The organism is Amycolatopsis sp. NPDC059657, assembly GCF_042734395.1.
Classification (GTDB): Bacteria; Actinomycetota; Actinomycetes; order Mycobacteriales; family Pseudonocardiaceae; genus Amycolatopsis.
Map to the genome: position 1 here is coordinate 23,813 of NZ_JBHWEB010000099.1, position 11,285 is coordinate 35,097.

The following is an 11,285-nucleotide window of genomic DNA, read 5'->3' on the forward strand; positions in this document are numbered from 1 at the left end:
AACTCTCCTTAGAAGAAGCGCACCGAGTTCACCTGGGGGATGGACAGCTTGCCCTTGACCGCGCCGGGCAGGCCGGTCGCCGGGTCACGCGGGAGCCAGCTCAAGGTGCCGGACTTGTCGCTCGAGACGTAGAACCACTGCTCGGACGGGTCGAGCGTGATGTGGCGTGGGTAGGTACCGCCGACCTTGACGTTGCTGATCAGCTTCAGCGTCTTGCCGCCGTCGGAGATCGCGAAGCTCGCGATCGTGTCCGAGCCGCGCACGGACGCGTAGACGAACTTGCCGTCGGACGAGGTGATGATCTCGCCGGGGTACTGCTCGCCGGGGGTGCCCTGCGGAACGGCCGCGACGACCTGGCCGGGGGTGAGCTTCCCCGTGGCCGCGTCCCACGCCGCGACGGTGACCTCGGCGCGAAGCTCGCCGAGGATGTAGGCGTACTTGCCGTCCCTGCTGAACGCCAGGTGCCGGGGGCCCGCGCCCGAAGGGAGCTTGAGCTGCTGGTTCAGCTTGAGCTTGCCGGTCGTCACGTTGAGCGAGTAGACGTAGACCGAGTCGGCGCCGAGGTCGACGCTCAGCACCCAGCGGCCAGTCGGGTCGTTGACCACTTGGTGCGCGTTCGCCGGCCGCTCGGCGCCTTTGTGCTTGACAAGATCGGTGGCGTCGCCGAGCTTGCCGCCCGCGAGGATCGGCAGCACGACGACGTCGCCGCTGGTGTAGTTCGCGCCGAGCACGTACTTCTGGCTGGTGTGCACGACCAGGTGCGTGGGGCCCTTGCCCTTGGTCGACTTCTTGCTGAGCAGCTTCGGCTTCGTGGGGTCCGCCAGGCTGAACGAGGAGATGGTGCCGTTGCTGTCTTCCTCGTTGGTGACGAACAGCGTCTTCTTGTCGGCGCTGATGTCGAACCACGAAGCGGCGTTCACCCCGGAAATGGTCCGGTCCACCTTGAGCGCGGGGTCGGTGCCGGTGCGGTGGGCGACGTCGAGGCCGTGGCCGCCGTTGTCGGTGTAGCTGCTGATGTAGATGGCGCCACTCCCGTAGCTGTGCGGCCCGGTCGCGCCCGCGACCCTGGCCCCGACGACACTGGCGATTCCGGCGGCGCCTACCGCGCCTAGGAAGGTACGACGGTTGAGACCGGTCATGATGGTAACTCCCCGGTAAGTGTGTGCTTCGTGGTTTAGACCACTGCCATCAGCAATGCTGCCACGGCGAAACCCGAAATGGAAAGGACTGTTTCCAAAACCGTCCAAGTTTTCAGGGTTTCCGGCACGGACATGTTGAAGTACCGGGAAACGATCCAGAATCCGCCGTCGTTGACATGGGACGCGATGATCGAACCGGCGGAGATCGCGACCACCAGCAAAGCCAGCTGTACCTGGGAATATCCGAGTGAGGTGACCGTCGGCGCGATGATGCCACTGGTGGTGACGATCGCGACGGTTGCCGAACCCTGTGCAATCCTCATCCCGCAGCTGATCACATATGCGGCGAGAATGACCGGCAGCCCGGCATTCTTCAGCGATCCGGCGACCGCGCCGCCGATACCGGTGGCGGACAGCACGGCGCCGAAGAAAGCGCCCGCGCCGACGACGAGCAGGATCATCGCGACCGGGCGCAGCGCCTTGGCCGACAGTTCGTTCAGGTCCTTGCCCGTCATCCCGCGGCGCAGTCCGAGCAGCCACGAGGCGAGCAGCGTCGAAATGGTCAGCGCGACGGCAGGGGTGCCGATGAACGCGGCGATCCCGGTCAGCGTCTTGTTGGACTTCGGCAGCCAGATGCTGCCGAACGTGCCGGCGAGGATGAGCACCAGCGGCACCGCGATGATCCCGGCGACCAGCCCGAGCGAAGGCGCGTTCGCGTCCTCTTCGGACTCGTCGGCGACCAGCATCTCTTCCGGGACCTCGATGTGCAGCCGTTTGCCGATCCAGGACGAGTACAGCACGCCGCCGATGAACCACGCCGGGATCGCGCAGACCGCGCCCATCAGGATGATCCAGCCGAGCTCGACGTGCAGCAGACCGGCCGCGGCCACTGGGCCGGGGTGCGGCGGCAGGAACGCGTGCGTCACGGAAAGGCCTGCCAGCAAAGGCAACGCGTACAGCACGAGCGATTTCCCGCCCTGCTTCGCCGCGACGTAGACCAGTGGCGCGAGCACGAAGATGCCGATGTCGAAGAAGACCGGGATACCGAAGATCAGACCGGCGATGCCCATCGCCAGCGGTGCGCGCTTCTCGCCGAACGCGCGCAGCAGCGCGGTGGTGAGCACGCGGGCGCCGCCGGATTTCTCCAGGATGGACCCGAGCAGCGTGCCGAGGCCGATGATCGCCGTGATGTGGCCGAGAATACCGCCGAAACCCTTTTCCAGCAGGGAATCCGAGGCCTTCTGCGCCGAGCCGACGAGCGTGCCGACCGGCAGGCCGGCGGCCAGCGCGGTGAGCAGGCCGACCACGATCAGCGCGATGAAGGGCTCGACCTTCCAGCGGATGATCATGAAGAGCAGCAGCGCGATCGAGACCGCGGCCAGCGTGAGCAGCCCGCCGGTGGAGTGTTGCAGCCAGTTCAGCATTGATCCCTCCCGGGATTCCTTAACGAATGCCCGGCCAGCGCACCGGTCGGGCGGCCGTCGTCGATCGCGGCGACGCCGTTGACGAAGACATAGGGGATACCTTCGGCCTGCTGCCTCGGGTCGTCGAAAGTGGCTGTGTCACGGACGGTTTCCGGATCGAACAGCACGAGATCGGCCGCGTGGCCCGCTCTGACGAGCCCGCGGTCGGTGAGGCGCAACCGGCGAGCGGCGCGTCCGGTGAGATGCGCGACGCACTCGGAAAGACCGAGCACGCCGAGCTCGCGGACGTACCGCGCGAGGTAACGCGGGAAGGTGCCCCAGGCGCGCGGGTGCGGCCTGCTGCCCACCAGTAGACCGTCGCTGCCGCCGGTGTGTGTCCGGTGCCGCATGATCGCCTGGACGTTTTCTTCGTGCCCGACGTGCATCAGGCAGCTGGTGCCGAGCCGCTCGTCGAGCAGGGTGTCGAAGTACAAAGTGGATGGTGTGGTGCCCGCGGCCTTGGCCGACACCTTGACCGAGTGGCCGACGAGATGGTCGTTGCGGCTGTTGCGGACACCGTTGATCTCGATGCTGTCCCAGTCGATCGGCACGCCGTGCGCGCCGTCGGACCCGGTCTCCTCGATCTCGGCCCGGATCCGCTCCCGTGTGTCCACATCGGACAACCTTGCCAGCGTCGGCTCCAGCCCGCCTTCCGTGGCCCAGCTCGGCAGCAGCGCGGACAGGTACGTCGCGCCGGGCAGGTAGGGGTAGGTGTCGAGCGAGATGTCGCAGCCGTCGTCGAGCGCCTCGTCGAGCAGGTCCAGCAGGAGGCTCGCTTTCCCTTTGTTGACCGAGAAGTTCATCGTCGCGTGCGCGAGGTGCAGCGGGCAGCCGGAGCGGCGCGAGACGTCGACCATCTCGGCGAACGCCTCCAGCGCGCCCTTGCCGTAGCTGCGGTGGTGCGGGCTGTAGAAGCCGCCGCACTGGCCGACGACCTCGCACAAGTCGACGAGCTCCTGGGTCGACGCGTACATCCCCGGTGTGTAGGTGAGCCCGGAGGACATGCCCATCGCGCCTTCGGCGAGTCCTTGCGCTACCAGCTCTTTCATCTTGACGAGCTCGGCGTCGGTGGCCGGGCGGTCGTCCCAGCCGACCGCGAGCATGCGCACCGAACCCTGCGGGACGAGGTAAGCCGCGTTGACCGCGATGCCCTGGTCGAGCCGGTCGAGGTACTCGCCGACCGAGCGCCAGTTCCAGTCGAACCCGGCCGGGTCGTCGTTCCAGCCCGCGAGCTGCTGGCGCAGGCCTTCGAGCGTGCTGTCGTCGACGGGTGCGTAGGACAGGCCGTCCTGGCCGAGCACCTCGCTCGTTACGCCCTGCGAAACCTTCGCGAGATGGTCCGGCTGCGCGAGCACCTGCAGGTCGGAGTGTGAATGCATATCGATGAACCCGGGCGCGAGCACGAGCCCGTCCCCGTCGATCACGCGCTTGCCCACCAGCGATCCGGCTTCGGCGACATCAGCGACGCGGTCACCGGTGACGCCGACGTCGTGACGGGTGAGCGGGGCGCCGGTGCCGTCGGCGACCAAGACTCCTCGGAAGACGATGTCCATCAGAAGTACGTCCTGACGAAGTCGATCACGGTGGTGCCGTTGACAACCGGGATCAGCGACCACTTGTCGAACACCGTGCACGGATGGGAAAGCCCGAGCCCGACCCAGTCGCCGACCTGGACCGGCGAGCCCTCCGGCAGCGCGAGGAACGCGTGCTGGTCGTTGAGCTTGGTGATCTCGTGACCGGTCAGCTCGCTGACCCGGCCGTCCTTGCGCAGCAGCTGCGGCTCGGGCAGGCCTTCGTCGAAGGACGCGTCGCGCTTGCCGATGGTCAGCAGCGCGAGGTCCTTCGCGGGGTTGGAGGTGACCTGCGCCCACGCGCGCAGCGCAGGGCGGAACGGCGCGCTGTCGGAGATGCGCGGGTGCTCGCCGAGCGGCGAGATGCCGCGGTAGAAGCCGTCGTCGTGGGTGAGGTAGGCGCCGCTGCGCAACACCGGGAGCACGTCGACGCCCTCGGGCCAGCCACTGGTCAGCGCGTCGGCGACCTGGTCGAAGTACGCGCTGCCACCCGCGGTGACCACCACCTGGCCGGTGATGAGTCCCTTGGCATGCAAGGAGATCGCGAGCTCACGTAGTCCGTCCACATAGGAGTGGATGAGGGCCAGCGCCGTTTCGTCGGTGTCGTGCGAGAGCGCGCCCTCGTAGCCGCCGGTGCCGATCAGGCGCAGCACGGGGCTCGCGTGCGCGGCCTCGGCGATGGCGAGCGCGGTCCTGGTGTCGCGGGCTCCGGTCCGGCCGCCATCGGCGCCGAGTTCGAGGATGACGTCGACCTGGCGCCGCGAGCCCTGGAGCGCTTCGGTCATCAGCTCGACGCTGCGGACCGAGTCGACCCAGCAGCTGAACTCGAAACCCGGGTCGCGGTCGAGTTCGGCGGACACCCAGCGCAGGCCGGCGGGGTCGACGAGCTGGTTCGCCAGCAGGATCCGGGACACGCCGAACGCGCGGTAGACACGCACCTGGCCCGCGTTGGCGGCGGTGATCGCCCAGGCGCCCAGCTCGGCCTGGCGCTGGTAGAGCTGCGGTGCCATGGTCGTCTTGCCGTGCGGCGCGAGCTGGACACCACGCGCCGCGCACCAGCGCGCCATCGTGGTGAGGTTGTGCTCCAGCGCGTCGGCGTCGAGCACGACGAAGGGACCGAAGAACCCGCCGTCGAAGAGGTCGAGCCGCTGCTCGGCCGCCTTGTCCAGCGTCAGGCCTGTCAGCGACGGCGCGCTGGCACGGAAGTTCCAGCCGAGAGGCTCTTCTCGGATCGCCGCCAAAGCGGCAGAGTCCAGGGTGCAAGCGTCCGCAGGCTGATTCATCCCCGTCACCTGTGCCTCATCTTTGGTTGCGTATGTTGCAATGGGCGTTGCGTATGTTGCGCGCCATAGGTGTAGCATCCGGTGCGCTGCAGGTCAACGGGAGCTAGACGGCGGGGAGATGGTCAGTGGCGAGCGCTGTGCTGTGCATCGGCGAGTCGATGGCGTTGTTCGTTCCCGCGGAGAGTGGTCCACCCGATCGGGTGCGCACTTGGAAGCGGACGATCGGCGGCGCCGAGTCGAACCTGGCGTCGCATCTGCCGGGGCTGGGACTGTCCAGTGCCTGGGTGAGCGCCGTCGGCGACGACCCGTTCGGGCGGGCGCTGCTCGCGGAGATCGCGGCCGCCGGCGTCGACGTGAGCGGGGTATACGTCGACCCGACCCGGCCGACCGGCCTGTACATCAAGGAAAGCGGTTCCTCCGGGAGCCCGGTGCGGTACTACCGGACGGGCTCCGCGGCCTCCGGCATGGGACCCGAGCTGCTGGAGAAGATCGACTTCACCGGCGTGCGCGTGGTGCACCTGTCCGGGATCACCCCGGCGCTGTCGGATAGCTGCCACGAGCTGGTGCGCGCGATCCTCGCGAAGCCGAAACCCGGCACGCTCGTCTCGTTCGACGTCAACTTCCGGCCCGCGCTCTGGACCGACCGCGATCCCGGCGTGCTGCGTGCGCTCGCGGCGCAGGCCGACATCGTGCTCACCGGCGACGAGGAAGCTGAAAGTGTTTGGGGGACAGGCGATCCCGCGCGGCTGCGCGAGCTGCTGCCGTCACCGCGCACGCTGGTGGTCAAGCACGGCGAGCGTGGCGTGACCCTGCTCGAAGACGGCAACGTCCTGTTCTCGCCCGCGCTGAAGGTCGACGTGGTCGAGCCCGTCGGCGCCGGCGACGCGTTCGCGGCCGGTTTCCTGGCGGCCACGCTGCGCGGCGACGACCCGCTGACCCGCCTGCGGCGCGGTCACCTGCAGGCCGCCGCCACCCTGCTCACCCACGACGACGTGGGCGAACCACTACCCGGCGACGTCATCGCGCGGCTGCTCGCCGCCGATGACCGAGACTGGGCCGACGCAAGGCTGGGTGGAGCATGAGCCAGAGCCTGGACCGCGCGCTCACCGTGCTCACGGGGCTCGCGAGCGGTCCGAAAACGCTCGACGACCTCGCCGAGGAGATCGGCGTGCACAAGTCGACCGTGCTGCGGCTGCTGCGCACGCTCGAGTCGCACCACTTCGTGCGCCGCGAGGGCACCCGGTACTACCGGCTGGGCAGCGCGCTGTTCGACCTCGCCAACCGGGCGCTCGAAGACCGCGACGTGCGGCGTACCTCGCAGCCCGCGCTGTCGGAACTCAACGCCCGCACCGGGCACACGATCCACCTCGCGTCCTATGAGGACGGTGAGGTGGTCTACATCGACAAGTACGAGGGCCGCCATTCGGTCCGCATGTACTCGCGCATCGGCAAACGCGCGCCGCTGCACTGCACGGCCGTCGGCAAGGTACTGGTCGCCGCGATGCCGCCGGAACGCCGTCTCCAGGTCGCCGAGGCCATCGACTATGTCCGCCTCACACCGAACACCATCTCCAACGCGTCGGACTTCCTGGTCGAGCTCGCGCACGTGTCCGACCGTGGCTACGCGGTCGACAACGCCGAGCACGAGGACTTCATCCACTGCATCGCCGCCCCGATCCGCGGCGCGCGGGGTGAGGTGCTGGCCGCGGCGTCGATGTCGGTGCCGAAGGTGCTGCTCGACTACGACGGCCTGATGGGGCTCGTCCCGGAACTGGTCGCCGCCGCGGCCGAAGCTTCCGTCCACAGTGGATGGACGGGGAACATGGAAAGGGGAAAGTAATGGGCAAGACCGCGATCACCACCGAGAACGCGCCGACCCCGATCGCGTCGTTCTCGCAGGGTGTCCGCAAGGGCAACATCCTGCAGGTGGCCGGTCAGGTCGGCTTCGACCCGGCCACCGGCGCCATCGTCGGCGACACGGTCACCGAGCAGACCAAGCAGACCTTCGCGAACCTGAACGCCGTGCTCGAGGCGGCGGGTTCCAGCTTCGACGACGTGCTGATGGTCCGCGTCTACCTCACCGACGTCGACCACTTCGCCGAGTTCAACAAGGTCTACGACACCCTGGTGTCCGGGGTGTTCCCCGCCCGCACCACGGTCTACGTCGGCCTCCCGGCAGGCCTGCTGGTCGAGATCGACGTGCTCGCCGTACTCGGCGACTGAGTCCCCGCGCATAGGGCGCCGTCATCTCGGCGCCCTATGCCGTGCCGAACGCCCGGTGCAGCTCCGGAATCGGCGGCAGGTCGGCCACGAACCCGAAAGTGCCCGCGCGCATCTGCCTTGCGCCGTCCATAAAGGACTTCAGCGCGAGCCTGGACAGCGCGGCGCCGATGCTCACCCGGCGTACGCCGATCTCAGCCAGCTGCTCCAGCGTGATCGACGGATCCGCGAACCCCATCACGACGTTGACGGGCTTGCTGACCGACGAGACCACCGCGCGCATCTCGTCGAGTGTGCGAAGGCCTGGCGCGTAGAGCACGTCGGCGCCCGCGTCTGCGTAAGCCTGTAACCGCCTGATCGTGTTGTCGAGATCGTCCACGCCGTGGATGTGGTTCTCGGCCCGCGCGGTCAGCACGAAGGGAATGGGCAGATTCCGTGTCACCTCGACCGCCGCTCGTACCCGGTCGACCGACAGCGCGAAGTCGTAGATCGGCACGTGATGGTCGCCCGTGTGGTCCTCGATGGACGCTCCGACCGCGCCGTACTCGTAGGCCACCTCGATCATCTGTGCCGCCTCGGCGGGATCGTCGGCGAAGCAGTTCTCGAGATCGGCGGTCACCGGCAACGTCGTCGCGTCGTTGACGACTCGGCAGTTGTCCAGTATTTCCTGACGGCTCGCGCGGGTGCGGCCCGCCGAGTTGGCCACGCCGAGGCTGGTGGTGGCGAGTGCTTCGAAGCCGAGCCCGGCCAGCACGCGGGCCGTTCCGGCATCCCAAGGATTCGGCAGTAGCAAGGGTTCCGGCCGCTCGTGCAGGGCTCGGAATCGTGTGGCTTTCGCTGCTTGATCGGTCATCAGTTCATCGTGCTCGCGAGCTTTCCATCATGCAAATGCATAGTGTTGAGCCTGCCCATCAGGAATACTGATGGCGTGACGCTCGACGAGATCGAAGCCTTCGTCTGTATCGCCGAGGTGGGCGGCTACACCGAGGCCGCCAGGCGGCTCGACCGTTCCCAGCCCGCGATCAGCAGGCGGATCCACGAGCTGGAGCAGTCGCTCGACGCGAAGCTGTTCGAGCGAGTCGGCAGACGGATGGTCCTCACCGACGCGGGGCACGCCCTGCTGCCGCACGCCGAAGCCGCGCTGGCCGCTGTCCGAGACGGCGAGCGGGCCGTCCGGGATCGGTCACGTGGCGCGCTGCCACTCCGGCTGGCCATTGTCGGCACACTCGCTGACTCGCACATCGTGGACGCGCTGCGGGAGTTCACGGCCAAGGCCGCGATCGCGGTCGACCTCCGCACCGCGACCAGCCGTGAGGTGAGCGCGCTGGTGCGCAGTGGCGAGGCGGACCTCGGCCTGCGCTATCGCGCCGACGCCAAACTGGAGTCGATTCCGCTCGGCGAGGAGAAGCTGTACGTCGTCGTTCCCGCCTCGCACCGGGTCACCGACTCCGTGTTGCCGGATCTGGGCCCGCTGCGTGACGAGAAGTGGCTCGGCTTCCCGGCCGGGCGCGGCCGCCCGGACTCTTTCCGCACGCTTCTCGAACGTCAGCTGGAGAACCCGTCGATCACCGCGGTCGACAGCCTCACCGCCCAGAAACGGCTGGTCGAGGCCGGACTCGGCATCGCGCTGATGCCGCTCAGCAGCGTCCGCGAGGAGGTGCGGATCGGCAGCCTGCGTGTGATCGACGTGCCCAGCATGCATGCGCGCGTCCCTGTCGTCGCCGTCCGCCGGATCGGCGGTCACCAGAGTCGGTCGGCGACGGACTTCCTGCGAGTGCTGGCCGATCACACGCCGGGCTTACTGACCGAGCACTGAGGTGTAGCCGTTGATCGCGGGCTGGCCGCCGAGGTGGGCGTAGAGCACGTTCGAGTCCTTGGCGATCTCGCCGCGGGTGACAAGATCGATGAGGCCTGCCATGGACTTGCCCTCGTAGACCGGGTCGGTGATCATGCCTTCGAGGCGCGCGGCCGTGTGGATGGCGTCCACTGTGGACTCGTCGGGGATGCCGTAGATGCCCGCGTGGTAGCGCTCGTCGAGTTCGGTCTCGGCTGGCTCGGGTGCGCCGATCAGGTCCGCGGTGGCGCGGGCGATGCGGGTGACCTGGTCGCGGGTCTCGGCAGGCTTGGCCGAGGCGTCGATGCCGATGACACGGCGGGGTTTGCCGGTCAGCGCGGTGCCCGCGATCATGCCCGCCTGGGTGCTGCCGGTGACCGAGCAGACGACGATCGTGTCGAAGAAGACGCCGAGTTCTTGTTCCTGTGCTTCGAGTTCGACGATCCAGTTGGCGAAACCGAGGCCGCCGAGCCGATGGTCGGAGCCGCCCGCCGGGATGGCGTACGGCTTGCCGCCGCCTGCTTCGATCTCCTTGATCGCGTCCTCCCAGCTCTGCTTGAAGCTGATGCCGAAGCCCGCGTCGACCATCCGGATGTCGGCGCCGAGCATCCGCGAGAGCTGGATGTTGCCGACGCGGTCGTAGAGCGGGTCGTTCCAGTCGACCCAGCTTTCCTGCACGAGCACGGCCTTCAGGCCCGCGCGGGCGGCGGCCGCCGCGACCTGGCGGGTGTGGTTGGACTGGACGCCGCCGATCGAGATGAGCGTGTCGGCGCCCTGCGCGAGCGCCTCGGCGACCAGGTACTCGAGCTTGCGGGTCTTGTTGCCGCCGAAGGCCAGGCCGGAGTTGAGGTCCTCGCGCTTCGCCCAGATCTTCGCACCGCCGAGATGGGCGGTGAGGCGGTCGAGCGCGTGGACGGGGGAGGGGCCGATCAGCAGCGGGTAGCGGGCGAAGTCGATCATCAGTCCTCCAGCAGTGATTCCAGCTCGGTCCAGATCGTGCGGGTGATGCGCGTGGCGGCCTCGGCGTCCTGGGTGGTGATCGCGTCGATGAGCTCCTCGTGGCGCTTCACCGAACGGTGGGCGGGCAGCGAACCGAAACGCGCGTATTCGAGACGGCGGAGCAGCGGGGTGTAGCGGTCGAGGGTGGCCGCGAGCGCGCGGTTGCCGCACGCCTCGACGGGCACGGCGTGCAGCCGGTCGTCGGCGGCGATGGCGGCGTCGACGTCGCCACGGTTGATCGCCTGGCTGAACTCGGCGTTGGCTTCACGCATCGCGGTCAGCCGCGGCTCGCCCATACGGGGGAGTGCGTCGCGGATCGCCAGCTCGTGCAAGCCGCGGACGAGACGCAGCGCGTCGCGGACGTCGTCGGTCACGACCGGCGCGACACGGGTGTAGCTCTGCGGCTTCGAGTCGACGAGCCCCTCGGCTGCGAGCTTGGTCAGCGCCTGGCGCACCGGCGCACGCGACAGGCCCAGCTCCTCGGCGAGGTCGGCGTCACGCAGGTTCGCGCCCGGCGCGAGCGTGCCGTCGATGATGGCGCGGCGCAGTGTCTCGTAGGCCTCGTCACGCAGGAGCGAGCGCGACAACCTGGGTAAGCTACTCACATCTAACATTTTAGTTGTCGCCCGCGCAGAACGCAAAAAGGGGTCGTGAGTGGTATGGCCGGTTAGAACCGGTCAGGTAACTAGTCAGGTGGTTGCTGGGTTGGTTGGTAGCCAGGGGTTGCCGGTGATGGCGTTGTGGAGTGCGGTCAGGATGTGGATGCCGTTTTTGCG

At 68.3% G+C, this 11,285-nt stretch carries 11 protein-coding genes; 4 read left to right on the plus strand and 7 right to left on the minus strand.

Features of this window, described 5'->3' with window-relative positions; genetic code table 11:
* Positions 1-8: 8 nt before the first annotated feature.
* Genes ACFV15_RS36450 through ACFV15_RS36465 form a run of 4 tightly spaced genes read right to left on the minus strand, consistent with a single transcriptional unit; the run spans position 9 to position 5,456 of the window.
* Positions 9-1,139, minus strand: a complete 1,131-nt coding sequence (locus ACFV15_RS36450) for a lactonase family protein (RefSeq protein ID WP_378356443.1) — start codon at positions 1,137-1,139, stop codon at positions 9-11.
* 35 nt (positions 1,140-1,174) lie between these two features.
* A complete protein-coding gene (locus ACFV15_RS36455; protein ID WP_378356445.1) occupies positions 1,175-2,563 on the minus strand; it encodes a GntP family permease in 1,389 nt (462 codons plus the stop codon).
* Positions 2,557-4,155, minus strand: a complete 1,599-nt coding sequence (locus ACFV15_RS36460; protein ID WP_378356447.1) for an amidohydrolase family protein — start codon at positions 4,153-4,155, stop codon at positions 2,557-2,559. The genes ACFV15_RS36455 and ACFV15_RS36460 overlap by 7 nt, the downstream gene beginning before the upstream one ends.
* Positions 4,155-5,456, minus strand: coding sequence for an amino acid deaminase (locus ACFV15_RS36465; RefSeq protein WP_378356448.1), 1,302 nt, complete (start codon positions 5,454-5,456; stop codon positions 4,155-4,157). The genes ACFV15_RS36460 and ACFV15_RS36465 overlap by 1 nt, the downstream gene beginning before the upstream one ends.
* 158 nt (positions 5,457-5,614) lie before the next feature.
* Here ACFV15_RS36465 and ACFV15_RS36470 point away from each other — a divergent pair, with 158 nt between their 5' ends.
* Genes ACFV15_RS36470 through ACFV15_RS36480 form a run of 3 tightly spaced genes read left to right on the plus strand, consistent with a single transcriptional unit; the run spans position 5,615 to position 7,679 of the window.
* Entirely contained in the window at positions 5,615-6,538 is a 924-nt protein-coding gene (locus ACFV15_RS36470; RefSeq protein WP_378356461.1) for a sugar kinase, read from the plus strand.
* Positions 6,535-7,296, plus strand: a complete 762-nt coding sequence (locus ACFV15_RS36475; RefSeq protein ID WP_378356450.1) for an IclR family transcriptional regulator — start codon at positions 6,535-6,537, stop codon at positions 7,294-7,296. Before ACFV15_RS36470 ends, ACFV15_RS36475 begins: the two co-directional genes overlap by 4 nt.
* The gene (locus ACFV15_RS36480; protein WP_091298263.1) at positions 7,296-7,679 is read left to right on the plus strand and encodes a RidA family protein; all 384 of its coding nucleotides are present in this window, start codon (positions 7,296-7,298) and stop codon (positions 7,677-7,679) included. The genes ACFV15_RS36475 and ACFV15_RS36480 overlap by 1 nt, the downstream gene beginning before the upstream one ends.
* Positions 7,680-7,713: 34 nt before the next feature.
* Here the strand turns inward: ACFV15_RS36480 and ACFV15_RS36485 are convergent, their stop codons facing one another.
* Positions 7,714-8,529: an oxaloacetate decarboxylase gene (locus ACFV15_RS36485; RefSeq protein ID WP_378356451.1), complete on the minus strand. Its 816-nt coding sequence runs from the start codon at positions 8,527-8,529 to the stop codon at positions 7,714-7,716.
* 75 nt (positions 8,530-8,604) lie between these two features.
* Between ACFV15_RS36485 and ACFV15_RS36490 the strand changes: the two genes are divergently transcribed.
* Positions 8,605-9,492, plus strand: a complete 888-nt coding sequence (locus ACFV15_RS36490) for a LysR family transcriptional regulator (protein WP_378356453.1) — start codon at positions 8,605-8,607, stop codon at positions 9,490-9,492.
* Here ACFV15_RS36490 and ACFV15_RS36495 read toward each other — a convergent pair.
* A complete protein-coding gene (locus ACFV15_RS36495) occupies positions 9,475-10,470 on the minus strand; it encodes a 1-aminocyclopropane-1-carboxylate deaminase (protein ID WP_378356455.1) in 996 nt (331 codons plus the stop codon). The genes ACFV15_RS36490 and ACFV15_RS36495 overlap by 18 nt on opposite strands.
* Complete coding sequence (locus ACFV15_RS36500; RefSeq protein ID WP_378356457.1) at positions 10,470-11,123, minus strand: GntR family transcriptional regulator; 654 nt, start codon at positions 11,121-11,123, stop codon at positions 10,470-10,472. Before ACFV15_RS36500 ends, ACFV15_RS36495 begins: the two co-directional genes overlap by 1 nt.
* Positions 11,124-11,285: the final 162 nt, after the last annotated feature.

Bases quoted from the DNA above. Each gene is read 5' to 3' on its own strand.
- ACFV15_RS36465 (WP_378356448.1), bottom strand. From the start codon at position 5,456: ATGAATCAGCCTGCGGACGCTTGCACCCTGGACTCTGCCGCTTTGGCG.
- ACFV15_RS36455 (WP_378356445.1), bottom strand. From the start codon at position 2,563: ATGCTGAACTGGCTGCAACACTCCACCGGCGGGCTGCTCACGCTGGCC.
- ACFV15_RS36460 (WP_378356447.1), bottom strand. From the start codon at position 4,155: ATGGACATCGTCTTCCGAGGAGTCTTGGTCGCCGACGGCACCGGCGCC.
- ACFV15_RS36450 (WP_378356443.1), bottom strand. From the start codon at position 1,139: ATGACCGGTCTCAACCGTCGTACCTTCCTAGGCGCGGTAGGCGCCGCC.
- ACFV15_RS36475 (WP_378356450.1), top strand. From the start codon at position 6,535: ATGAGCCAGAGCCTGGACCGCGCGCTCACCGTGCTCACGGGGCTCGCG.
- ACFV15_RS36480 (WP_091298263.1), top strand. From the start codon at position 7,296: ATGGGCAAGACCGCGATCACCACCGAGAACGCGCCGACCCCGATCGCG.
- ACFV15_RS36485 (WP_378356451.1), bottom strand. From the start codon at position 8,529: ATGACCGATCAAGCAGCGAAAGCCACACGATTCCGAGCCCTGCACGAG.
- ACFV15_RS36500 (WP_378356457.1), bottom strand. From the start codon at position 11,123: ATGTTAGATGTGAGTAGCTTACCCAGGTTGTCGCGCTCGCTCCTGCGT.
- ACFV15_RS36495 (WP_378356455.1), bottom strand. From the start codon at position 10,470: ATGATCGACTTCGCCCGCTACCCGCTGCTGATCGGCCCCTCCCCCGTC.
- ACFV15_RS36470 (WP_378356461.1), top strand. From the start codon at position 5,615: ATGGCGTTGTTCGTTCCCGCGGAGAGTGGTCCACCCGATCGGGTGCGC.